Source organism: Lentilactobacillus diolivorans DSM 14421 (assembly GCF_001434255.1).
Lineage (GTDB): Bacteria > Bacillota > Bacilli > Lactobacillales > Lactobacillaceae > Lentilactobacillus > Lentilactobacillus diolivorans.
In genome coordinates this window covers 1-22,940 of sequence record NZ_AZEY01000075.1, presented here as the reverse complement: position 1 = coordinate 22,940, position 22,940 = coordinate 1, and the positions used below count along the sequence as shown (strand labels likewise).

At 39.8% G+C, this 22,940-nt stretch carries 18 protein-coding genes and 1 other annotated feature; of the genes, 8 read left to right on the top strand and 10 right to left on the bottom strand.

Annotation, left to right across the window (positions count from 1 at the left end; translation table 11 throughout):
* Positions 1 to 8 precede the first annotated feature (8 nt).
* From uidA to FC85_RS07735, 3 genes are all read right to left on the bottom strand, one after another.
* A complete protein-coding gene (gene uidA, locus FC85_RS07745; protein WP_057864963.1) occupies positions 9 to 1,823 on the bottom strand; it encodes a beta-glucuronidase in 1,815 nt (604 codons plus the stop codon).
* A 458-nt stretch (positions 1,824 to 2,281) separates the two neighbouring features.
* A complete protein-coding gene (gnd, locus tag FC85_RS07740) occupies positions 2,282 to 3,184 on the bottom strand; it encodes a phosphogluconate dehydrogenase (NAD(+)-dependent, decarboxylating) (protein WP_057864962.1) in 903 nt (300 codons plus the stop codon).
* A 231-nt stretch (positions 3,185 to 3,415) separates the two neighbouring features.
* Positions 3,416 to 6,019, bottom strand: coding sequence for a YfhO family protein (locus tag FC85_RS07735; protein WP_057864961.1), 2,604 nt, complete (start codon positions 6,017 to 6,019; stop codon positions 3,416 to 3,418).
* Between the two features lie 399 nt (positions 6,020 to 6,418).
* Here FC85_RS07735 and FC85_RS07730 point away from each other — a divergent pair, with 399 nt between their 5' ends.
* Positions 6,419 to 7,324 (top strand): GH25 family lysozyme, encoded by a 906-nt coding sequence (locus tag FC85_RS07730; RefSeq protein WP_057864960.1) that lies wholly within the window; start codon positions 6,419 to 6,421, stop codon positions 7,322 to 7,324.
* Positions 7,325 to 7,357: 33 nt separating this feature from the next.
* Positions 7,358 to 7,852, top strand: coding sequence for a C40 family peptidase (locus FC85_RS07725; protein ID WP_057864959.1), 495 nt, complete (start codon positions 7,358 to 7,360; stop codon positions 7,850 to 7,852).
* Between the two features lie 94 nt (positions 7,853 to 7,946).
* On the opposite strand, the gene FC85_RS07720 is transcribed toward FC85_RS07725, so the two are convergent.
* On the bottom strand, positions 7,947 to 8,372 hold the full coding sequence (locus FC85_RS07720) for an OsmC family protein (protein WP_057864958.1): 426 nt from the start codon (positions 8,370 to 8,372) through the stop codon (positions 7,947 to 7,949).
* A gap of 208 nt (positions 8,373 to 8,580) precedes the next feature.
* On the opposite strand from FC85_RS07720, the gene FC85_RS07715 reads away from it, so the two are divergent.
* Positions 8,581 to 9,774 (top strand): MDR family MFS transporter, encoded by a 1,194-nt coding sequence (locus FC85_RS07715; protein WP_057864957.1) that lies wholly within the window; start codon positions 8,581 to 8,583, stop codon positions 9,772 to 9,774.
* 302 nt (positions 9,775 to 10,076) lie between these two features.
* On the opposite strand, the gene FC85_RS07710 is transcribed toward FC85_RS07715, so the two are convergent.
* The gene (locus tag FC85_RS07710; RefSeq protein WP_057864956.1) at positions 10,077 to 11,285 is read right to left on the bottom strand and encodes an IS110 family RNA-guided transposase; all 1,209 of its coding nucleotides are present in this window, start codon (positions 11,283 to 11,285) and stop codon (positions 10,077 to 10,079) included.
* A gap of 373 nt (positions 11,286 to 11,658) precedes the next feature.
* Positions 11,659 to 12,279 (bottom strand): winged helix-turn-helix domain-containing protein, encoded by a 621-nt coding sequence (locus tag FC85_RS07705; protein WP_057864955.1) that lies wholly within the window; start codon positions 12,277 to 12,279, stop codon positions 11,659 to 11,661.
* Between the two features lie 150 nt (positions 12,280 to 12,429).
* Here FC85_RS07705 and FC85_RS07700 point away from each other — a divergent pair, with 150 nt between their 5' ends.
* The gene (locus tag FC85_RS07700; RefSeq protein ID WP_057864954.1) at positions 12,430 to 13,767 is read left to right on the top strand and encodes an MFS transporter; all 1,338 of its coding nucleotides are present in this window, start codon (positions 12,430 to 12,432) and stop codon (positions 13,765 to 13,767) included.
* Positions 13,768 to 13,863: 96 nt separating this feature from the next.
* Here the strand turns inward: FC85_RS07700 and FC85_RS07695 are convergent, their stop codons facing one another.
* Entirely contained in the window at positions 13,864 to 15,255 is a 1,392-nt protein-coding gene (locus FC85_RS07695) for an APC family permease (protein WP_057864953.1), read from the bottom strand.
* Positions 15,256 to 15,479: 224 nt separating this feature from the next.
* On the opposite strand from FC85_RS07695, the gene FC85_RS07690 reads away from it, so the two are divergent.
* Both FC85_RS07690 and brnQ read left to right on the top strand, forming a co-directional pair.
* Complete coding sequence (locus tag FC85_RS07690) at positions 15,480 to 16,058, top strand: TMEM175 family protein (RefSeq protein ID WP_057864952.1); 579 nt, start codon at positions 15,480 to 15,482, stop codon at positions 16,056 to 16,058.
* Positions 16,059 to 16,167: 109 nt separating this feature from the next.
* Positions 16,168 to 16,428, top strand: a binding site (T-box leader).
* A gap of 95 nt (positions 16,429 to 16,523) precedes the next feature.
* Positions 16,524 to 17,909: a branched-chain amino acid transport system II carrier protein gene (brnQ, locus tag FC85_RS07685; protein WP_057864951.1), complete on the top strand. Its 1,386-nt coding sequence runs from the start codon at positions 16,524 to 16,526 to the stop codon at positions 17,907 to 17,909.
* 149 nt (positions 17,910 to 18,058) lie between these two features.
* Here brnQ and FC85_RS07680 read toward each other — a convergent pair whose 3' ends face one another.
* The 3 genes from FC85_RS07680 to FC85_RS07670 all read right to left on the bottom strand — a co-directional run bounded on the left by FC85_RS07680 (position 18,059) and on the right by FC85_RS07670 (position 21,027).
* Positions 18,059 to 18,472 carry a hypothetical protein gene (locus FC85_RS07680; protein ID WP_057864950.1) on the bottom strand — a complete coding sequence of 138 codons (414 nt, stop codon included), beginning with the start codon at positions 18,470 to 18,472 and terminating at the stop codon, positions 18,059 to 18,061.
* A 129-nt stretch (positions 18,473 to 18,601) separates the two neighbouring features.
* Complete coding sequence (locus tag FC85_RS07675; protein ID WP_057864949.1) at positions 18,602 to 19,873, bottom strand: oligosaccharide MFS transporter; 1,272 nt, start codon at positions 19,871 to 19,873, stop codon at positions 18,602 to 18,604.
* A 188-nt stretch (positions 19,874 to 20,061) separates the two neighbouring features.
* Complete coding sequence (locus FC85_RS07670) at positions 20,062 to 21,027, bottom strand: glycoside hydrolase family 43 protein (RefSeq protein ID WP_057864948.1); 966 nt, start codon at positions 21,025 to 21,027, stop codon at positions 20,062 to 20,064.
* 275 nt (positions 21,028 to 21,302) lie between these two features.
* On the opposite strand from FC85_RS07670, the gene FC85_RS07665 reads away from it, so the two are divergent.
* Entirely contained in the window at positions 21,303 to 22,193 is an 891-nt protein-coding gene (locus FC85_RS07665) for an ArsR/SmtB family transcription factor (protein WP_057864947.1), read from the top strand.
* A 31-nt stretch (positions 22,194 to 22,224) separates the two neighbouring features.
* On the top strand, positions 22,225 to 22,824 hold the full coding sequence (locus tag FC85_RS07660) for a hypothetical protein (RefSeq protein ID WP_057864946.1): 600 nt from the start codon (positions 22,225 to 22,227) through the stop codon (positions 22,822 to 22,824).
* Positions 22,825 to 22,940: the final 116 nt, after the last annotated feature.

The following is a 22,940-nucleotide window of genomic DNA, read 5'->3' as shown; positions in this document are numbered from 1 at the left end:
CCCTCCAATTATTTTTTATAGCCAAAGTCTGGAATTGAATTCCAACGTTTACTTAGATATCGGACAACTGCTTTAGGTTCTCTACCGCGGGTGAAGATTCCTTTCTTGTTACCCTGAACACGGTTGATTCCAAATTTTGTCTGAAAGTCTGCAAAGTTCCATAACTGTTCGCCAACAAAGTTCGGAATCTCATCAAAGACCTTGCTGTTCATTCGATAATAATCTTCCTGATATTCTTCTGACCATGGCTCATCATAATTACTATGCAACCCAGGCATCGTATCAGCACCATATTCTGTATACATGATTGGTTTATCAGGATACTTAGCTTGCCATTCCTTCAACTCATCTCTAGTTTTCTGCTCCGAAATCTTCAAATCACCATTATCAATATACCAACCGTAATATCGATTCAAAGCAATCACATCGACCAAATCTGTACACTTATCGGATTTAGGACTTGTCCACATGATCGCAACGTAGGTTAGTGGTCGTTTTTGAGGATCAAGCTTACGGGCTTCCTTAAATAATGGTTCGAAATATTCGTGGGCGCCTTGAGAATAATTAGCAGCTTCATTGGCAATTGACCACATCACCACACAAGCATGATTCTTATCACGATCAATCATTTCACGAATCACTTGTTTATGCGCTTCGGCGGTCTTTAATTTTTCCCAAGTATCATCCTGATAGCCATCCTTTGTTACCTCAGAAACGTTGAACGTAAACGACAGCATCAAGCCAACTGCTGGCGTTTCTTCAATGACCACAATTCCTTCGCGATCACATAAACGAATCATTTCATCCGAGTATGGATAATGAGATGTCCTAAATGAATTGGCACCCATTTTCTTCATTAAATTAATATCAAGAACGTTAACGGCCTCATTTAACCCTTTTCCGTTGACATAAGTATCTTCGTGCTTCCCAAATCCTTTAAAGTAAAATGGTTGCCCGTTAATCAAAAATTTACCAGCTTTAACTTCAACGGTCCGCACGCCAAACGGCTCTTCGTAAACATCCACGATTTCACCATTAGTCACACCAACCACTTTGGCCGTATAAAGATATGCTTTCAAAGGCTGCCAGAGATGCACATTGCTAATCAATGCGTGGGCATCGGCACCAGTCGCTTCAGCAACCGATTGCCCAGATTCATCCAGAATTGTCGTTCTAATTTCGTCAAACTTTTCGCCGCCCGTTTTGACTTCTAAGTGAACGTCAGCCGTTCCCTTTTTTAGATCAACATTAGGAACAACGGTAATATCATCAATGTGGGCTCGCGGTGTTGAATAAATTTTAATTGGTCGATTTAATCCAGCGTAGTTATAAAAGTCAAAATTTTCGTCGACTTTGCGTACAGTGTGGCCGTCAGCGTCCTTTTCTTCACTATAATTACCAACAGGTAATGTCGTGAAGTCAAGAATATTGCTTAACCGAACGGCTAACAAATTATCACCATCGATTAAATGATCATTAATTTCAACTTCAAAGGGTGTAAAACCGCCTTTGTGATGGGTAATTTCTTCACCGTTTAAATAAACCCAAGCTTCATGAGTCGCAGATCCGAACCGTAAAACCAGTCGTTGGTCTTTTAAAGTCTTAGGAATCGTAAAATGACGCTGATACCAGAAAAAGCCGCTGTGTTCACGGACTTCGGCATCAGCAGTTTGATCGTTAAACGATGCCGGTACCGCCATCACGGTCTCGGTTGGTAAAGGTTTACCAGGATCAATTGGTGTTGTTTCATGATCAATCATAAATTTCCAAGTACCATCCAAGTTAAGAACGGTTCGACTATCAGTTGTAATTGGATATAACATGTTTTTGTTCCCCCTATATGTTTATTTCAAAAGTGTGTTGACTTCAAATTATCTGCGACTAGTACTTTTATCTGAGCAATGCCAAAAATCGATGAATTTAAACATGGTATTTCAGCAGCTAAAACTAATACATCAGTATACAAGAAATATAGCACAAAAAGGTAGCGCTTTCAACACCGTCAGTAAATAATGTTTTTCCATAATCACATGTAATTTATCCGTGCTTTACTTTGCTTATAAGGGGGCCACATACTTTTATCAAAAATGACTTTATCCACTTTATAGATTGCATTCATTTTACTTTTTACCGATGTCGTGAAAATTTCGTCACCATATCGAATAATCTGTTATACAAGTATTTCTTCCAAAATCAAATAAAAGTAAACAACCCGGGCACCTCTAAAATTAGAGATACCCGGGTTGTTTACTTTTATTCTGGAATCAAGATGCTTTTCTGTTTACTTCTTCATATCCATCGCATGGCCGCCAAATCCGTGACGCAGCGCTGAGACAACTTTACCAGTAAACGTATCTTCTTCTTCGGAACGCAAACGTGCATACAGCGAATCAGTAATAACGGGAACCGGAATTCCTTGCTTGAGAGCTTCTTGAACCGTCCATTTACCTTCACCTGACGAAAACATCCGACCGGTAATTTGATCCAAGTTAGCATCCTTGGCAAAAGCTTCTTGGGCTAATTCCATGAGCCAGCCGCGAATAACTGAACCATGAACCCAAACTTTAGCAACTCCTTCATTATCATAGTCATATGGACTGTGATCCAAAACGTCAAAGCCTTCACCAATAGCTTCCATCATTCCATATTCGATACCATTATGAACCATCTTTAAATAATGGCCTGAGCCTGGCTTACCGGTATAAAGATAGCCGTCTTCTAATGAAATGCCGTTAAATAATGGCACTAAGTGTTCGAATTTTTCAGCACTTGGACCACCGATCATAAAGTTACCGCCATTAAGGGCACCGTCCTTACCGCCTGAAGTCCCGCAATCAAAGAAGTTAACGCCTTTTTCTTCGGCAATCTTACTATGACGAATTGAATCTTGGTAGAACGAGTTACCACCATCAATCAAATAATCATCTTTTGAAAGAAGTCCAACGAGTTCTTGAACCGTTGAATCGGTTGGCTTGCCGGCTGGAACCATAATCCAAACAGTGCGTGGTGCGCTTAATTTACTTACCAGGTCAGCGTTACTCGAGGCAGGCGTTGCGCCGGCTTCTTGAGCTAACTTAACATTATCTGCGTTTAAATCAAATGCAACAACTTCATTTCCGTTACGAATCATGTTCTTAACCAAGTTAAGACCCATTTTTCCAAGACCAATCATACCAATTTGCATAAGTAATCATACCTCTTTCATCTTATATACTAGTTTCCTACTCAACCTTACTTAGATATTATATATTTTGAAAAGAATTTTCGCAAGTGATATGTGTAAATTTATTTCATGTTTTTTGTAATTGTGAAATTACATACTAAATACGCTTATGGTTCCCATTTTGTCAGGTGATTACATTTGTGATTCTTATGATGACTTTGAATAACCAATTAGTTATTCCGTGAAAATGTTTTACAAATTATGACGCTTCATTCTCAAAATAATTGATCCGAGCATTAAAACTAATCCACAGGATGACAAGAATACCCCCGCTAATAAGCCCCGAATATGATAATTAAAGGCCAGACGATGCTTGCCGGGTGTTAGCTGAGTACCAATCAGACCTGAGGCAACTTTCTTGATTGGATGTCGCTTGCCATCAACACGTACCTGCCAGCCTTGATCGTATGGGATACTCAGCAAAAGTGTTCGGTTGCGTTTGCCAACATGAACAACGCCCCGAAAATGACCGCCATGTTCATTTAATCGATTCACATCGTCTAACTTAAATTGATGCTGGTCTGTCAATTGAACCACTCTTTCAAATTTAGCGATATTAATCCCGGCAACATCCTCCGTCGGTTTTCTTAACTGCTTTACAGACTGCAATGTAATGGTTGCCACCTGATGCTTTTGTAAATATCCCAACGGAATCATTTCAGTTCCTAACCCACTATATAAAGAAGATAGGACTGCACCATTAACAATTATTTTAACGCCATGCAACCGCACACGAGGGATATACAGGTAATGAGGCCCCGAAGTCGTTGCTTGAATTTTCATTTTATATTGATAAAAATCTCTAAACGTTTTTTGTTGATAACTGGTAACTTGAGGCTGCTCCAAATAGTGACCAGAATCCCCTGCCTCAGCTTGAACAAAACGATTCAGGTTGTCGAAAACCTGACCACGTTTAAATTTCAAATGCTGCATCCGATCGTTCACCATAAATCCCAGTTGAGCTGCATTTTTCCTAACAATTAATCGATTCTGGTGTTTTCCGATTAAGTAATAGTACCTGATCCCAAATAAATGGTTGGTGATTACGGATCCTCCAAGCATATCAATCCGACGAATATTTCGGCTTGAAAAACCCAAGCTTGCTAAGACATGATGGGTATTTGAGTTTAATGTTGAACTATAAGAGCTAACCCCCCGATTATGAAAAATAAGTGCATCGTTATATCCGCTATATGGCATATTGGGGCGATTAAAAACCTCTCGAAACGGCTGATCGATGACGACCATTCGGTAAAATCGGTTCTTATTCTGTTCGCGCTGTTCAACTTTACCGATTAACTGTGAAGCATGCTGATATGAGCGCTCAAGATCGTGTTGATTAATAAAGGGCGCGTTTCTTGTTGCAATTAGAAAATTTAAGCACATCTCAAATGCCAGGATCAGCACCATGATGACCTTACTACCAGGGGCGTGGGCGCTAATTTGAATCATCTCAAATGCTGTGATCCCAATTAAGCCAACCACCAATAGGAAGACAAAATTATTTACTGAAAGCTGGGAAATTTTAAACTGGTACGGCAACAGCTTCTGCCCAAAGATAGTCGCCCAAACATAACCGATAAAAATCGCAGTCCCCAAACCCACTGCCGAATAGATAATTAGTCTTTGATCCTTAAAGACTCCCTTTATGTAGCCTTCATAGGCAACCATAATCAGTACAAAACTAAATAAGAAGACCATCCGGAATGGAAATCCAGCCGGCCGTTGCATCATATGCCAAATTGTATTTAAGGGTAATAACCACATACCAAACAGAATAACCCCCAACAATAATCCTGATGCCTGTTTATCCCGTTTGCTAATTTGATTAGAAAAAAAGTAGGCAATTGCCGCAATGATAAACAGTGATCCCGTGAATAAACTTGGATTATGGACAAGCCGACCAGCAAAATCATTACCCCCGACACCTAAATTCACAGTGAAGCTTGGACCAAATGTGCCCTTAAAAGCGAAATTCCGGGGTAAAATATTTTTCTTGCCGGTCGATAACATTGAAAGCGCAGTTGGGACGAGAACAATCGCCGTTAGCATCCCTGAAATCACCGAATACCAGATAAAGCGACCAACTTTTCTCCGCTGTTGATGGATCGCCTGCCAAAATTTTAAGTGGACCGGCTGATTCTTTTTCAATAGGTAGACAAAATACATCACGCTAAATCCACAGATGATATACCCCATATAATAGTTAGTCACAATAATCATAACCAGGCCAAACACGTACAACCACACCCGATTTTGATAAAATAACTTCTCTAGGCCATAAATCATCACCGGCAGCCAAATTAGTGCATCCAACCACATAAGATCATAAAAATACATCGCAACGAATCCACATAATCCGTATGCCAGACCACCACAAATCGTCATAAAATCATAGCGCTGGTATTTTTTTGCCAAAAAGGTGCTCATTGTGATATTACAAAGAATTATTTTTGCCCAAATAATCAAGTCAATCGCAATCGGCAAATGAGCATTGCTAAAGAAAACGATGATTAAATTTAATGGGCTGAGCAAATAATACGCATAGATAGGCACCAGACTATCGCCAATTGAAATTAAAAACGAATAGCTTGAAAACGAAAGATGCAGCAATTGTCTTCTTAACTCCGTAAAAAATTGTAAATATTGTGTTGATAAATCGCTGACCAAAAGATTATTAACGCCAAATGGTGCGATATTCATTAGGATAAACAGCACACTGACGATCAATATTGGCGTAACAATTACTGCACCCCAATAATACTTTGGTGCCCATTTATTTTTTGTCGATAACATGAAATCTCAACCTTCCACATAAAGTGTGTCAAACAAGTTTCACCTTGAGTATATCTCACTGGCTAGTCTGTTCATATCAAAACGAAAAACCTTTTAACAAGAATTATCATTTTGTGATCCCAATATTACGTTTGACCCCATTAACTTGTAACAAACGGAAACTTTTACGGCAGGTTTGCGGTTTAATTAAGGCCTTTTATTTTAAAATGATTGATTAAATCAACTTTTTTGAGAAAAATGAAAACTTTTGAAAGCGTCTGGTTCGCGTCAGACTAGTAACCATCAGCGATTATAAATTTTGTGAAATTAATTTTAACATTCGTGAAACACTCTTGAGACCGTTTGGTAGCATAGAACTACTATAATTCTTCTTGTAGCTTTTTAGAGGAGGACTATTGAATGACACTTAATTTTAAAAAGATAGCCGGCCTATTTATGGGTGCTCTGGCTGCGTTTACCATCAGCACTAGTGTTTCTGCTAGCAAAACTAAAATTGCTGATGTCTCGCAGTGGCAGGGAAACATCAATTGGAGCAAGGCTTCAAAACAACTGAAATTCGCAATCATCCGGGTTCAACATGGTGATACGGGGGATGCCGATTTCCAAATTGATTCAAAGAGAAATGTAAATGCAAATGGTGCAACTAAATATAATGTCCCATTTGGCAATTATGGCTACGCTGAATTCAGCAGCGTTGCCGATGCTAAGAAAGAAGCTCGTGATTTTTATAAGCGTGCCAGTTCAAATGCCAGATTTTATGTCCTGGATAACGAGCATCGCAAAGGTAGCGGTTCTGAACAGGCTTATGTCAATGCCTGGTTAAGCCAAATGCGTAAACTGACCAATAAACCATTAATTTATTACACTTACGAAAATTATGTCGCAACACATAAGATCAACTATTCTAATTTCGATGGTTCTTGGATTGCCAATTATGGTGCCAAGCCCAAAATTCAATCAGATCTTTGGCAGTATACTTCCAAAGGCCGACTTAGCGGAATCAGCGGCAACGTTGACTTAAGCAAGGTTGTTAACAGTAGTGCCGTTAATTCTTGGTTGAAAACCAGTTCAGCTAAAGCAGCCGTCCCAACTTATTTCACTAAATTAACATCATCCAAGACGGTGACTGCAAGTCGAACGATCTATCAGTATCAAGACGTCAACTTCAAAAATCGAATTTCAAAGATCACAGCCGGTAAAAAATTAGCAGTTAAAAACATGGCCAAATCCAGTCATGGCACTTACAGATTTCAACTAGCCGATGGCAACTACATTACCGCTAACAAAGCTTATGTATCAAATTAATAAAAAAAGTCGTTTATAAGGGGAGAACATCTTTTGTCACACAATATATCAAAAACAATCTTAAAACCATTCTTATTAGTTATTGCTTTACTTACTTTCGGAATAACAACACTTTCAACCACTATCAATGCGAGTGCCGATAGCGATTCAGATGCCCACTATTCCGCAGTTTATAACGAAGCAAAGAAACATCTGGGTTCACGTTACGTATTTGGCGCAGTTGGCCCAACCAACTTTGATTGCTCCGGCTTCACTCAGTATGTTTACAAGAAGTCAGTTAGCAAGAAGATTCCACGAACTGCTCAAGCGCAATACAACGGAACTAAGAAAGTTTCAAAAAAGAATGTGCAAAAAGGTGATTTGGTATATTTTGGTGGCAGTAAAAGCAGTATCTCCCACGTTGGGATGTACATCGGTAATGGCAAGATGATCGACTCACAAAACCGCGGTGTGGTAACGGAAAACGTTTATGCTCCCTGGTGGCACGTTGTCGGCTTCTCACGACCAGCAACATTAACCTTTGATTAATTAAAAATAAAAAAACGCGGTTAAAGCAGATTCAGGTTTGTTTTAACCGCGTTTTTTAATGACCCAATGTGATCAGTTTGTCACTCAAAGAAGATTAAAATTTGAATTGATCAACCACTTCAAAAGTGACGTTTTCATTAGCCTTTAGCAATTTAGCAACTGGGCATTGATCTAGGGCTTCATCCACCATCTGGCGACCCTTTTCATTGTCAATATCATGAAAGAGAATCTGACACCTTACAATGAATTTATAGCCTTTGGTATCCTTAGCAATATCAACGGCAGTGTGAATAATACTATCAGGCTTGATACGATGTTGTTGTTCAACAATGCCAATAGTTGCATTGAAACATGTACTCAGTGCAAAGCCAATAAATTGTTCTGGGTTAGTACCAGGACTTTGCATCAACGAGCTACTTACCCCTAAAGCCAGACCTTCGTTACCACGAACGTAACTTTCACCGGTCAGACCATGTTCATTAACAACTTCTGTATGATAAAGTGATCCATCAACAGCCATATTAAACGTCCCTCCTAGTAAAATAAAAATACGATATTACCTTAACGCCTTCATGATATGTTATTTAGAAAGCGAAGTCCATCAAACAGCACCGTTAAATGATAGCGCTTACCATTAAAATAAATGCTGGCTATTTCAAGACGCTTTTTGCTAAACTAATCTTTAGTGTCTTCACAGATAATTTTAATAAGGAAAGGGTGATCCCCAAATGGCAAAGAACGAAATGAAGTTATGGTGGTTGGTTACCGGCGCCCTATTAAGCAGTATTGGCATGAGCTTCATTTGGCCGCTAACCAGTGTTTATCTCCACAATCGATTAGGCATCTCGCTAACTATGATTGGCATTGTTTTACTATTTAATTCTTTGGCAAGTGTCTTGGGCAGCTATTTAGGTGGTTACCTGTATGATCGCAAAAATCCGTATCATCTACTAATGGGTGGCGTAATTGGGGCGATCATCACCTTGATTATCTTGATTTTCTTTCATGAATGGCCGGCTTTTGGGATTATCCTCTTCTTCAACGGGATCGCGGGAGGTTGGAACCTCACCATCGTTAATTCAATTGGAACCAGCATCAAATCTCAAGACAGTCGCTACGTTTTCAATATGCTGTACTTTGCCCAAAACCTTGGGGTCGTAATCGGAACATCATTAGTTGGCTTCGTGTACAGTATTAGCGTGACACTCTTGTTTGTCATCGCAACCTGCTTATTCTTGTTCTTCTTGATTGTCGTTATTTTCAAATATCGACCAGCGGCCAACGTCACTCGGAAAAGAGCCGATGATGGCAGCATCTCAAAATACGATAAGAAACAATTACCCCAACCTAACGCCTTGCTTTTAACAACATTGTTCGTTTCACTACTGATTATCTGGACGATGTACCAGCAATGGGACTCTAATTTGTCCGTTTATATGACCACACTTGGCATTCCGCTCCGTGATTATAGTTTTCTTTGGACAATTAATGCCGGATTGATTGTTGTCATTCAACTCATTGTCAACTGGGTTGATCACTACCATGAAAATTTAATCATTCAAATTTTATTTGGCATTTTTATGGTTGCCATTTCATTTGTCACACTCATTTTTGCCAAAAGCTATCTTTACTTTGTCGTTTCAATGATCACGTTAACCATTGGCGAGGCCACTGCCTTCCCAACAATCCCGGCACTGGTTAACTCATTAACACCAGTCGAGGCAAAGGGACTCTATCAAGGGTTGATCAGTTCCTGGGCAGCGGCTGGTCGGGCATTGGGGCCATTATTCGGTGGCATTATTATCGAAGCCGTTTCCTACACATCGTTATTTGTAATTGCATCTGTCGCCATTTTCCTGGTATTACTGTCAGTTGCGTTAGTCTGGCAATTACTGCAAGCCAAGTTAATCATTTACCGTTAAAGATCGTTCAAACGATTGCCTACCAACTATCCGTTCTTAAAAACAGACAACACCACTAAATCCAAAATGAGGGGCTGGGACAAAAGTAATTTTGTCCCAGCCCCATTTCCTACGATTAGTCAAGTGCTTAATAAAAAAAGAGCAGCCCCTAATTGGTCATAAGGAAGTAGTAACATAAATTCTGGTTTGGACAAGCATAGCCAGCATTAATAGATTTTTGGGTATACTTAACAAACCTCACTAAAATCCGGTTTAAAAATGGATCAGTGCGGTATATACTCAAGTTATAAGATCTTGGGATCTTATGGGACTACGAGTCCGTGGTATGTGTAATCATACTTTTGGTTAGCTTGGACCATTGAGAAAAGGCAATAAAGTGTTTTGTTCATACAAGCAACAAGAGCGACCTTATTCCGTTTAGGAGTGGGGCCGTTTTTTAGTCGGTAGTAATAGTCAACAATGTGGTTTGGTGCAAGCCGTTGGGCTCGAATCATATTCTTAACGATTAGATAAAGAATCATGCGGGCTCTCGGATCACCTCGTTTATTAATATGGTCCTGTCGAAGATATTCACCGGATTGATATCGATTAATATCAATGCCAACAAAGGCGTTGAGTTGATTAGCATTATCGAATCGCCGAATATTACCAAGTTCCCCAATTAACTCGGCTGCACTTTGTGCGCCAATTCCAGGTATTGAAGTTAAAACATCGAACTCAGGCAGGTTATGAGCCAGTGTCACGAGTTGCTTAATCAAATGTTCTTTTTTAACCGTTAAGTCAATCAGGGCGTGGCAGTAATAGCGAACCGCTTGAACTTGAACACTGTCCGAACTAACTGCTGGATAACTATCTTTAGCTAATTTTTGAAGCTTCTCAGCGTACTTCAGGCCCTTTACCTTGGACAGCTTCTTTTCGGTGCTATGCATAAGGCGGTTTTTTAGAACCGTCCGTGAGAACCCACTGACCAGATCAGGATGGGGAAAGAGACTGACAACCTTTAACGCCAGCTTGGAAACTCGACTGGTAAAAAGCTGTTCCAGTTCTGGAAAAGTTTGTTGGAGTTGGGCATGGAGCTGAACATGTTTAACGTGCATATCCGCTTGAATCCGGTCAAGAAATCGGGTTAATTCGCACATTTTCGCGTAAATTAAAGTTCGGGGTTGCGTAATTCGAAAATGATTACTCAAAGCAGCTCTGGCAATCCGATGGGCATCCTTGGAATCAGTTTTAAGTCGTCGAAGGCCATTGGTCTTTAATTTTAAATCCAACGGATTTAAGCGACAATATGGTAATTGATTCTCACAGCAAAAGTGCTCCACCGGACGCGAATAAACCCCAGTTGCTTCAAAGTACACAACGGGGTGCTTGGCTCGCAACGTTAGTTTAAGTAACTTCGCAAACCCGGATTGGGTATGTAAAACTTGAAATTCATTTTGACAAATACCATTGGCATACCAAACGACATAACTGTGACCTTCGGAAACATCTAAAGCAATCACATCAGACAATTTATCGCTTCCTAATCATTATTTTTTTGAAGCCTTATTCATCACCCCTTCAGCTAAACTCATTTCCTATACCCGGCCTCGTAGGTCCTCAATCTTAAACCAGCTTAAAGCTGTGGAGATGATGGCGATCCTTTTGTATTACGGACTCGAAGTCCCTGAGGCTATGTTCGATCTCTAGCTTCATCTCCAGTGTAACGAAAAAGATCCGGCTAGAAGCTGAAATTAATCAGTTTCTAACTGGATCTAATCTTAGATTGTTTGTGTAATCACGATTATTACCGAGAGAAAACGTGCGCCAAAAGGCAACTTCCTCATTTTTACGCCTATGATTTACCAACACTTCAAAAAAATAGATCGCCATTATTTGAACTGCTCATTTGTTATCATGTAGATTTTCATCGGGATTCTGAACCCATCTTTCTATTAAGACATTAACATTACGAGTCTCCTGTCCCTTACTTTCCTCCTCAGTTTCGCTAATCAGCTTAATTATTTTTTGCCACAGTTTCTTTTCATTTTCCGGTGTCAATTTCCACGTGCTGTGAATTGAGCCCGAATGAATCTGATTATTATTAGGGGATTTAGCATAATCTTTAAGTTCTGCTTGCATCGCTTCAAGAAATTGTTGAGTTTGAAATAGAATCATCTGTGCAACTTCTTGGCTATGTTTTTCAACCCATTCTGCTGAAATGTTTACGCCCAGCTTTTCGATCTCGGAATCATCGAGACCAAGTTGTGGATCAGAATGGGTCATTTGATAGCTTGAATAATAGAACTCCTGAAAATTCTTAATATTCTTTTTTTGAGTGACTTCCAGCAACCCTTCATCGGTCATCTTTTTTACCGTATAGTACAGCTGATTGGTTGGAATGTTAACCCGCTTCGAAATTTCTTTTGAAGTGAGTCCGTCCTTATCTTTAGTTGCCTTTAAGATCGCAATAACTTTCTCATCCGCCATGAGTTTCGCTAGTTTGGAAACCGCGTTTTTCGCCATATTTTTCACCTCATATTTATCATAACGGCTTGACAAAATAGTTTCAACTGACTATATTTTGTTTATCGACTAAATTTATTTAATAGATAAAATAGTTTTATTTTGAAATCGACTTACTCGCCATGCCAATTCGAAATCGAGGCTTACAATATGGTTGAAAATCAATCGCTTAAATCGGCCACTGATAATCAGACAGTTACCATTACAAATCAACAATCAAATCAGCAAATCTTAAAGGACATTGCTAGTAACCTCATCAGTTCTCTAAGCGGTGGCATGTTTTCACTTGCAATGGGATTAATGTTACTTCACGACACTCATTCGCCCTTAAGTTTTGGACTGGAAACAGCCGTTGTCCCAATTATCGGAATTCTCTTTTTAATTCCAGTGGGTAACATTGTGGACCAATACCATCATAAAATGATTTTAATATCCAGTTTAGCGATTCGGTTATTAGGACTGATTCTCTTTGCCTTAACGTTTCCCTTGTTTAGTGGTCTATCTGAATTCATTCCAGTTACCTGTTTCGTCGTAATTGCGGCAATCTCAACCAATTTCAATACAACTGCTTACTCAGCATCCGTCCATGAACTGGTTAATACTCAAAAAATTAAAACACTGAGTTCTCTGACGCAGGCTGCCTCATCTCTTTCCACAATTCTTTCACCGGCACTCGGTGTCGCATTATATGCAATGATCGGGTTTGAAGCTTTTATTATCGTAGAAACTATTGCGACATCATGTGCGCTGCTAATTCTTTTTTCCATGCGTTTCCATTATCAAACAACTGCAACAACCAAACAGCCACACCACCAAACACTTGCATCACAGCTGGCAAGTTTCAAAGCCGGGCTACAATACATTCAACAACGATCTCTAATCCGTGATGTTATTTTAATGGCCATAATGGTCAATTTCTTGTTTACCGCTATTAATATTGGTGTCCCATACGTCATTACCAATCAGCTACACGCTGGCAATGGTCCAATTGGTTATATCGAAACCGGCTTTTCAGTCGGATTATTTATCGGCAGCCTGCTAATGTCTTTGATCCCAAATGAAAAATACTTTGCATTAAGAGTTATACCACCAATTATCATTCTGGGCCTTTGCATGACATTCCTTGGTCTACTGCTCGCCATTGTCCATCAACCGTTCCAACTGAGCCTCGCCGGTTCACTCATCATGCTGGTAGCTGGATTAACCAATGCCGTTATGAATATCTCATTTAGCATCCGACTGCAAACCACCGTCCCAACTCACATTTTGGGCCGAGTTAGTTCGACTTTAAATACTTCGGTCACAGCAATTATGCCGATCGGCGCACTTATTTACACGGCCCTGTTTCAAAGCCAACTTAACGGTGCCCTAATCATTGCAACCAGTGGTATTATCATGTTTGCCTATGTTCTGGGATTTCTGAAATTAATTCTTAATGATATTAAGATAGATGACCGCTTTAACACGGGCCAGCCAAATGGTCATTAATACCAAAATGTAGGCAATAAAAAAATGGATATCCCCAGTTTAGAGATACCCAATATGAAGCGTTATCTTAATGTGCTTTCAATAATTCGTCAATCATCATGATCGATTCAGTCGGCTATGTCTCATTCCGTAACTAAAGTACAAGATCAGACCAAACGCAAACCAGATTCCGGATGCAATCCAGGTTTCCGCTTGAAGCTGTGACAGCATCAACATGCACAGCAGGCCGGACACAACTGGCAGGACCGGGTACCAAGGCACTTGATATCCGTGATTATTTTGAATCTCCTTGTTATGGCGTAATGGAATAATACCAAATGACACAAACAAGAACGCAATTAAAGTCCCAATATTAACCAAGTTGGTCAATTGGTCCAGCGGCACAAAACCGCCCATAATCGCAATGACAATCGTAATTGTAATCATACTGTTTCGAGGACTACCGTTAGGTGCCAACTTGCCTAGGAAATGTGGTAATAGACCGTCTCGACCAATCGAGTAAATTAATCGTGAAGAACTGTAAATCATCGTGACCATCATCGTAAACATTCCGGCCAGTGCACCTAATGAAATGATGCCGGCAACCCAATTTTGATGAACCACCTGAAGTGCAAAGGCAACTGGATCAGCAACATCCAATTTTGTGTATGAAACCATTCCAGTTAAGATAATTGAAACACCAACGTACAAAATGGTTGCCACAATCAATGTTCCAATAATCCCAATTGGCATATTCTTTTTGGGATTTTTAACTTCGGCTGCCGAACTGGAAACCGCGTCAAATCCTAAATAAGCAAAGAAGACAGCTGCGGCGCCACTCAATACTCCCTTTGAGCCAAATGGTAACATTGGTTGCCAATTAGTAGGTTTTACATAGAAGGCACCCACAATAATAAACAGCACGATAATTCCGATCTTAACGGCCACAATCAAATTATTCAATCGAACCGACGACCGCATGCCGTGATTTAACATCCATGAAATAAAAATAACAATTAAAATCGCAATCAGGTTTCCGTATGTTCCTTGAGACGGGTTAAATGGACCTGAAATCGCCTTTGGAATACTCAAATGAAAGCCTGCCAATAATGATTGGAAATAAGCGCCCCAAGCACTGGAAACGGCGGCAACCGCCAAAACATATTCCAAGATCAATGCCCAACCAAGAATCCAACCAATAATTTCACCAAAAACCAAGTTTCCATATGAATAAGCACTACCGGCAACCGGTAACGCAGACGCAAACTCGGCATAACACATCGCCGAGGTGGAACAAACAATTGCTGCTAAAACGAATGAAAGAATAATACCAGGACCAGCTTTGGTAGCGGCAACCGTTCCGGGAAGAATAAAAATACCAGTTCCGATAACAGCACCGATTCCAAGTGAAATCAAATCAAACGCCGACATCGTCTTAATGAAATTCTTATCTGTTTCCAAGTAGCGATCCAATCGCTCCCGCCGAAAAATTCTTGAACCTAATGACATAATGATGTACCCTCCAAATGGAATATTAACCATTGATTAGAATTATTAATCTATTTTAACTTTTCTCAATCATCAAAGTCAATTACCCAACCCAAATGTAACCGTTTTAGTACACATAAATCACCAAATTCTCACCCACAGAACAAGATTTCAAACCTTTTTGCCGGAATGCTGTATTCTGTATATAAAGGCTTACGATTATTTTGAGGGGGAAATTTTCAATTATGAAGAAAAATCGTTTGGAAGCATTCACCGACGCGTTAATTCCAATTATCATGACCGTTCTTGTTTTGGAACTTGGAATGCCAAAAAGTTACTCCTGGCAAGGTTTGTGGGATTTACGACGAGAACTATTTGCCTATGCAATTTCGTTTTTCTTACTCGCAATTGTCTGGGGGAACCATCATCATATGTTCCAAGTTGTTAAACAAATCGATGGTATGGTGATTTGGGCAAATTCAATTTTAGTTTTCTGGCTGTCATTTATCCCGTTTGCCACTAAAATTGTGAACGATGATCCAGATAGTTTATTTGGTTCGCAACTTTACACCATTATTTTTATCCTCATGAACCTTTCTTGGAACTTCTTACGAATTAGTTTAGTTCGTGCAAATAAAAATTCACCAGTATTAGTCAAGGCGTTAAAACGTGAGCCCAAGAGTATTTACACGCTGGCCGCCTTTGTTATTGTCTTCTTTGTTTCATTTGCCTGGCACCAGTTTGGGATGATCGGCACCTTTATTGTGATGATGCTGTGGATTGTGCCGTATCAACGCGTTGAAAAATCATTGAAAAATCTTTAAGCATTTGATATCGCTGGCTTTGATAAGGATATTTCACATTTTGTAAGAATCAAGCCTTGACATTCTCATGTTAAGCAAATAGAATCTTAGTCAATGACAACGAGATATTCAAAAAACGATGCGTAGAAGAGTAGCTTGGATGCCGATTTGAAGAGAGCCTCAGTTTGGTGCGATGGGGCAGTCGGAATGTAAGTGAAAGTAGTCTACAAGTTGTAACTATGATTTTCAATGTAGTAGTTACTGGGAATGCGCCCATTACCGCAATGGAGTATCACTCAAGCTAGACCGGTCTTCTTGAGCCGTACTTTTCGAGCTGATTATTGTGAGATAATTGGAAATCAAGGTGGTAACACGTGTAAACGTCCTTAGCTGTTGTAAAAAACAGTTAAGGACGTTTTTTCGTTGTCGAGGATTTCAATGTTTCAGCTATCTATTCAGATTTATTAATCACAGGAGGAATGGCAAATGGACAAAAAGATTATTTTAACGCGTAAGCAATATATTATCACTGCGTCTTTACTATTCGGGATGTTCTTTGGTGCCGGCAACTTGATTTTTCCAATTCACTTGGGCCAAATGGCAGGCCCCAACTGGCTGCCTGCCGCAATTGGCTTCTTAGTTTCTGCCATTTGTTTACCCTTACTTTCGATCCTTTCAATTAGTATGACCGAAAGTAACAGTATGTATGATTTGGCATTACCAGCTGGTCGAATCTTTGCCTTGGCATTTTTGATTTTGACTCATGCTTCTCTCGGACTATTAATTGCGTCACCTCGTACCGCAACCGTTACATTCTCAATGGGCATTCAACCGTTCATTCCAAAAGCTTGGACACAAATGAGTCTGCTTATCTTTTCACTCTTGTTCTTCGGGGCAACGTTAGCACTCGCTTACAACCAAAACAAAATTACCCGAAACGTTGGTAAAATTTTGAATCCCCTCTTGGTTTTACTGCTCGCATTCCTGTTCTTCGTTGCCTTTTTCCTTAAGGGGAGCGATATGCGCAGTATGAATCTGCTACCAGCAGCTGGCAAGGGCACCGGATCTCTGATCAATGGCTTCTTACAAGGTTACAATACAATGGATGCCCTAGCTGGGTTAGGATTCGGGGTTACGGTTGTTGCCGCTCTCAAATTATTCGGTCAAAAAGATAATCGTGAACGGTCAAAGTCAGTTGCTAAAATTGGTGCTTTGACAATGGGATTTGAAGCCTTAATCTACATCTTCTTGATTGCGTTGGGTGCTTCAAGCTTGTCCTACACTAAATTAAGTGCTGATGGTGGAACTGCTTTTACGACAATTATGCAACACTATACCGGAATGGCTGGGGCTTCAATCTTAGCGGCCTTAACCTTACTAGCCTGCCTAACCACATCAATTGGCTTGTTAACATCCCTTTCTCAAGATTGGAGCCGTCGTTTTCCAAAGATCAGTTACCATAAATTCCTAATCTTTGCGACAATTATTTCGTTCTCAATTGCCAACTTTGGTTTGGATCAAATTATTCTTTACTCCTCACCAATTTTGAGCTTCCTATATCCATTAGCAATTGCGTTGATTATCTTAGGCATCATGAACCCATTAATCGGCCGTCGCAAGTTAATCTATCGAAGCACGATTTCATTAACAATGATTCCTGCCATCCTTGATCTAATTCATAATTTACCCCCGATTTTTGCCAAGATGCCACTCTTTTCAAGTATCGATGCCTGGGCTTCAAGCACAATTCCACTGTACAGCATTGGACTGGACTTCTTACCATTTATGTTAATCGGTCTCTTGGGTAGCTGGGCAATTTCCAAGTTTGCTAAAGCCCCTATGCCTGCTTCAGAAGGTTCAACAACCAAATAATTCAGTTGTAACCTGATTATCCAAAATAACTGAGTCATCAATTATTTATCATAGAACATCTACCGGCCAAAAAAGCGCCACACATATCAAAAGCAGCGATCTATCAACTTAGCATTGATGAATCGCTGCTTTTTGTTATTGGAATAAGATTATCTACGCACCTGTAATGATTCGATTCGCCACTCAGGATTAGCCAACACTGTCCACGACCCTGCTGAATGATCCTTATCAACCATCCAAACACTAATCCCTTTGCCTTTAACTAAGCCAGCATAGTAGCCATGCGTTTGATCGCCACCTTGAAAATCGCTCAGTCGCCTAATTTTCGAACCGGTTGCAGTTTTCAAATAGTGATAGGTTTGAGGATCAACTGATACTTTTTTTAACAAGTGCAGGTTCTTAGCGGATTTGGTCGCCAACGCCTGATCCAATTCCCATCGTAGCGCCAATTTAACATAGCCCATATTTCCCAACCACAAGCCGATAATCATTAAAACTAGGGTCAAGGAAGCAATGACGACCCATTTTCTATGATGTTTTTGCTTAGATTGATAAATGCGCATCGCCTCCATTAAAGTCATTAGTCTTTAGTGTAATAGGAATATGATGTTAGTCAACCTGCTAATCTTTTAAGAAAAAAAAGAACTGTTACCATTACTTTATGGCAGCAATTCTTTCGATAAAACGATTAATTAAGCTTTTGCATTACCGTGCTCATCTTCTTCACCAGCTTGAACCGGATCTTCCTTCTTTAATACAAAGGCAGCAAAGAATGTCACAACTGCAACGATCGCACCAAGAATTAAGTATGTGTGGTGGAAGCCGATTGAATCATACATACTACCTGCAACAGCTGAGAAGATGAAGACAGATATTTGTTTAGCAAAGTTCGAAGCTAACGCGTAAACCGTCGCGTAAACACGAACATCGAAGGCACCGGCAATGTATTTCATAATTGAAACCAGTACCAAAGGCATTTCAAATCCGGCTAACAACCGTAAGAAGATGACCCAACCCAAGCTTGGTGATAAAGCGGATCCAATAATACGAACAGCTAAGATAACACCATAAGCGATCAAACCATTTCGTGATCCAATTCGGTTAATGATCCAAGGCATTGGGAACATCAATAAGAATTCAAGACCAATTTGTGCAGTTGTCATGTAACTGTAAGCTTGAGTTCCGGCCGCGGCTGAGTTAAAGAATGACTTGAAGAAAATGATGAATTGTTGATCAAAAACATCATAAATAGCTGAAGTACCAATGTAGAAAATAGATAAGTACCAGAAATTCTTAAGCTTGAAGATCTTACCAATCTGCTTTAAATCTAGTGAGTTGGAAGTATCACCAGCAGCAGATGCATTATCCATATCAACTTTATCACTGAACAACAGCAAACCTGTTAAGATAGTTGCTGAAATTGTACATGCCCAAAAGATTGAGTTTGGTTGCCAAAGGAAGATTTGACCACCAACAAACGATGCTGTCATCCCGGCTAATGAACCACCCATTCGTGAGTGACCATATTCAAAGCCGTTAGCTAAGCTGGCACGTTGAACGTATTGCTCAATAACTGAAACCCCACCATTAAAGATGAAGCAAAGATAAATCCCGGTCACGATCGCAACTAACATTGAATTAATGTGCATCAATGGTAGAAAGACCCACTGAAAGTATGGACCGATTAACATTGCAGCGATTGAAATTGTAAATAGCAGATTCTTTTTAAAGAGTAATTTATCTGAAATAACACCGAACGCCGGTTGGAATAATAGCGATAATCCAGCCATGGCTGAGAATACAACTCCGGCTTCGGCTCCGTTCATATGCCCAACTTGTTCCATCCAAAGGGTTAGATACCCAAAAATAATTTGCCACATGAAGAAATAAGTAAAGTGGGTAAACGGAAATCCCCAGAAGTGCTTACTTTCCTTTTTTTGTGGTGCACTTGCATTGTTTTGCATAACAAGATGCCTCCTATATTTTATTCAATTTTAAGGTTCGAATTTGTGATATAATTCACGTGTTTTCCCGACAGTAGTCTAGCCCACTGTCTAAATATAGTATGAAATATTCAAAACTATTATTTAATATCTCCGTTACCGTAATCTGATTAACCTAGTACTTCTAACTTTGATCCACATCCAAGTTTTTATTTATAGTTATAAGGTGTTGGCTTGCCAAAGTTTGGTGTGCCATCTTCATTCCATGTGAATGGTTGAACCTTTGTGTGGCGGTTAGGATCATACAGTGGATCACCTTTAATTTCGGTATAATTACGGCAATGGTAAACCATCAAGTCTGTTTTATCGTCTTCGGCCACCGTAAATGAATTGTGGCCCGGTCCATATTGATGAGTTGCTAAATCACTTTGAAAAACAGGATCCTTTGACTTCGACCAGTTGGATGCATCAAGTAAATCAACATCATCAGCAACAGTTAACATTCCCATTGCATAATTTTCATCCGTCGCACTTGCAGAATAGGTTAAGAAGAAACGGCCATTTCGATGAATAACAGCGGGGCCTTCGTTGACCCAGAAGCCGCGAATTTCCCAGTCATATTCCGGCTTAGACAGCATTACCGGATTAGTTTTTAGCGTCCATGGATTTGACATTTCGGCAATGTATAAATTGGAATTACCTTTGATGTTGTTGTCCTTTTGAGCCCAAACATAGTACAACTTGTTTTGATGTTCGAAAACAGTTGCGTCTAATGAGAAAGTGTCCATTCCAGTTTTTACTTGACCATGTTCGAACCAATCATCCTCACTGCCCATTGGATTTTCAGCATCACATTCAATACAGAACATCCGATGTTGGAACATTCCTAATTTATCCAGCGCCGTTGTTTCAGCCGCTGCAAAATAGATAAACCACTTGCCATCAATATAATGAATTTCAGGCGCCCAAATCAATTGGCTCATGGGACCGCTTTCATGTTTTCGCCAAATTGTTCGCGGTGCTGCATGAGCCAACCCTTCCAAGGTTCTAGCCCGACGAATCTCAATCAGATTATAAGCTGGAACTGAGGCAGTAAAATAGTAATAACCATCGGTATGTTTATAAATGTATGGATCGGCTCTTTGAACAATCAAGGGGCTTGTGTATTCAATCAATTTAAATTCTCCTTTTCTACCACATGATATTTATCATTCCTGTGCACGCTTTTATCATATGGCCCTCAGAAAACGATTACAATGGATTTTATAAACTTTAAGTAGTCTTTTGACTTCAAACTAGGTTTTTGCTAATATAAAAGCTGTTTTAAGCGGTTACATTCAAAAAGATTTATATAAAGGTGAATCTTAATTGTGAAATTCGACTTAACACCTTATAAATATATGAATCAACCAAAAAATAACTTAATATAGAAGATGAAAGGTGATGCCTTATGGATTTGGATATTTCCAAAGATTCATTAGAGGTTTATAAAGCGCTCGCAAGTCCCGTTAGAATTGATATTATTCAAGCGCTATCAGCAAAACGGATGAGTGTCCAGGAATTATCAGAAAAATTAAAATTAAGTAGTGCTATTGTACTAATGCATCTTAATAAGTTGGCAGAAGCCGGCATCATTGGGTTCGAACGTCACGGTCATAAAAAGATCTCTTACCTTAAGGTTGATAACATTAACGTTCATTTTCCTAAAACAATCTATCCGGCATTCGCTGTTTATGATACCCAAGTCCCCGTGGGTCAATTCACAAACTACTCAGTTACGCCTTCTTGTGGATTAGCCGGTAAAAACGACTATATTGGTAAGGTGGATAATCCGACTTACTTTATGAGCCCCGACCGCATTAAAGCCGGGATGATTTGGTGGACCGATGGTTTTGTCGAATACCAATTTCCGAATTACTTGGAAGACAAAGATAAATTAGAAATGTTGGATTTATCGATGGAGCTCGGATCAGAATTTCCCTTTTCAAATAACGTTTGGCCGTCAGACATTACCTTTTACATTAATGACGTCGAGATTGGCACATGGACCAGCCCCGGCGACTTCTCAGATATTCGTGGCAAATACACGCCTGACTGGGTCCCAGATAACGTTAACCAGTACGGCCAATTAAAGATCGTCCGAATTACGGATCATGGCAGTTATTTGGATGGTCAACCCTTTACCGATGTCTCGGTTGACGACATTGATTGGCGCCAGCCCACTTTCACTGTTCGGTTTGCGATTAAAAAAGATGCCAAGCATAAAGGTGGCTGTACGATTTTTGGCCAGGGATTTGGTAATTATGACCAGGATATCAAGATGAAGCTATTCCACAGTTAATCAATAAAATTAATAAGGTGGTAATAAGATCATGAAAACTGACGACAAGAAACGTGAATTCATCTTAAGTTACCTGGAAACACAACTGAATCAGGTCAACTTAAAAACGGTTCGCCAATTAATCGAATTTGGAAAAAACAATGATTATTCAGCTCCCGATCTCCTCAATGAATTAACGATCATGGACCAGAAACACGAAAGAATTTTAACAGCAACCTTTGTTTTAGATTTTGTGGACGGTGTTAATCTCTTTAACAATAAAGCGACCAGCTGGCTAACAGCCAAGGGACAAAAATATCTTCAAAGTTTGAAACTTAAAGAAAGCCAATCGATCCATTCAAATTTCGCTCCCAGAAAAGCAAGCGGGTCAGAGACAGCCTATGATGGTTACCTCACGCAACTCATCGCTTGCAAAAATAAAATGCAGACCGAGGCCGATAAAGTTACATTGCAGGAATTCACAATTGATTTAAGACATTTACTCACTGATAGTAAAAAACTCGAGGAAGGTGCCCTTAGCAAATTTCAGCCGTTTGTCGAACGAAATTACCGAGATCTATCGACGCCAATGACCCCTATTTTGGTAGAATTATCACGCCGCTTTTTGTTTAGTCGCAAATATGACGCATAACACCCAAGCGGAATATCACAGGCACACATAAGAAAACTCAAATAGCATTTACTTATTAAATAACGCGTTGTGCTAGTTATGAAACATTCAAGCATAGCGGCCAAGTTTCAAGCCGC

Bases quoted from the DNA above. Each gene is read 5' to 3' on its own strand.
- uidA (WP_057864963.1), bottom strand. From the start codon at position 1,823: ATGTTATATCCAATTACAACTGATAGTCGAACCGTTCTTAACTTGGAT.
- gnd (WP_057864962.1), bottom strand. From the start codon at position 3,184: ATGCAAATTGGTATGATTGGTCTTGGAAAAATGGGTCTTAACTTGGTT.
- FC85_RS07735 (WP_057864961.1), bottom strand. From the start codon at position 6,019: ATGTTATCGACAAAAAATAAATGGGCACCAAAGTATTATTGGGGTGCA.
- FC85_RS07730 (WP_057864960.1), top strand. From the start codon at position 6,419: ATGACACTTAATTTTAAAAAGATAGCCGGCCTATTTATGGGTGCTCTG.
- FC85_RS07720 (WP_057864958.1), bottom strand. From the start codon at position 8,372: ATGGCTGTTGATGGATCACTTTATCATACAGAAGTTGTTAATGAACAT.
- FC85_RS07715 (WP_057864957.1), top strand. From the start codon at position 8,581: ATGGCAAAGAACGAAATGAAGTTATGGTGGTTGGTTACCGGCGCCCTA.
- FC85_RS07705 (WP_057864955.1), bottom strand. From the start codon at position 12,279: ATGGCGAAAAACGCGGTTTCCAAACTAGCGAAACTCATGGCGGATGAG.
- FC85_RS07700 (WP_057864954.1), top strand. From the start codon at position 12,430: ATGGTTGAAAATCAATCGCTTAAATCGGCCACTGATAATCAGACAGTT.
- FC85_RS07695 (WP_057864953.1), bottom strand. From the start codon at position 15,255: ATGTCATTAGGTTCAAGAATTTTTCGGCGGGAGCGATTGGATCGCTAC.
- FC85_RS07690 (WP_057864952.1), top strand. From the start codon at position 15,480: ATGAAGAAAAATCGTTTGGAAGCATTCACCGACGCGTTAATTCCAATT.
- brnQ (WP_057864951.1), top strand. From the start codon at position 16,524: ATGGACAAAAAGATTATTTTAACGCGTAAGCAATATATTATCACTGCG.
- FC85_RS07680 (WP_057864950.1), bottom strand. From the start codon at position 18,472: ATGCGCATTTATCAATCTAAGCAAAAACATCATAGAAAATGGGTCGTC.
- FC85_RS07675 (WP_057864949.1), bottom strand. From the start codon at position 19,873: ATGCAAAACAATGCAAGTGCACCACAAAAAAAGGAAAGTAAGCACTTC.
- FC85_RS07665 (WP_057864947.1), top strand. From the start codon at position 21,303: ATGGATTTGGATATTTCCAAAGATTCATTAGAGGTTTATAAAGCGCTC.
- FC85_RS07660 (WP_057864946.1), top strand. From the start codon at position 22,225: ATGAAAACTGACGACAAGAAACGTGAATTCATCTTAAGTTACCTGGAA.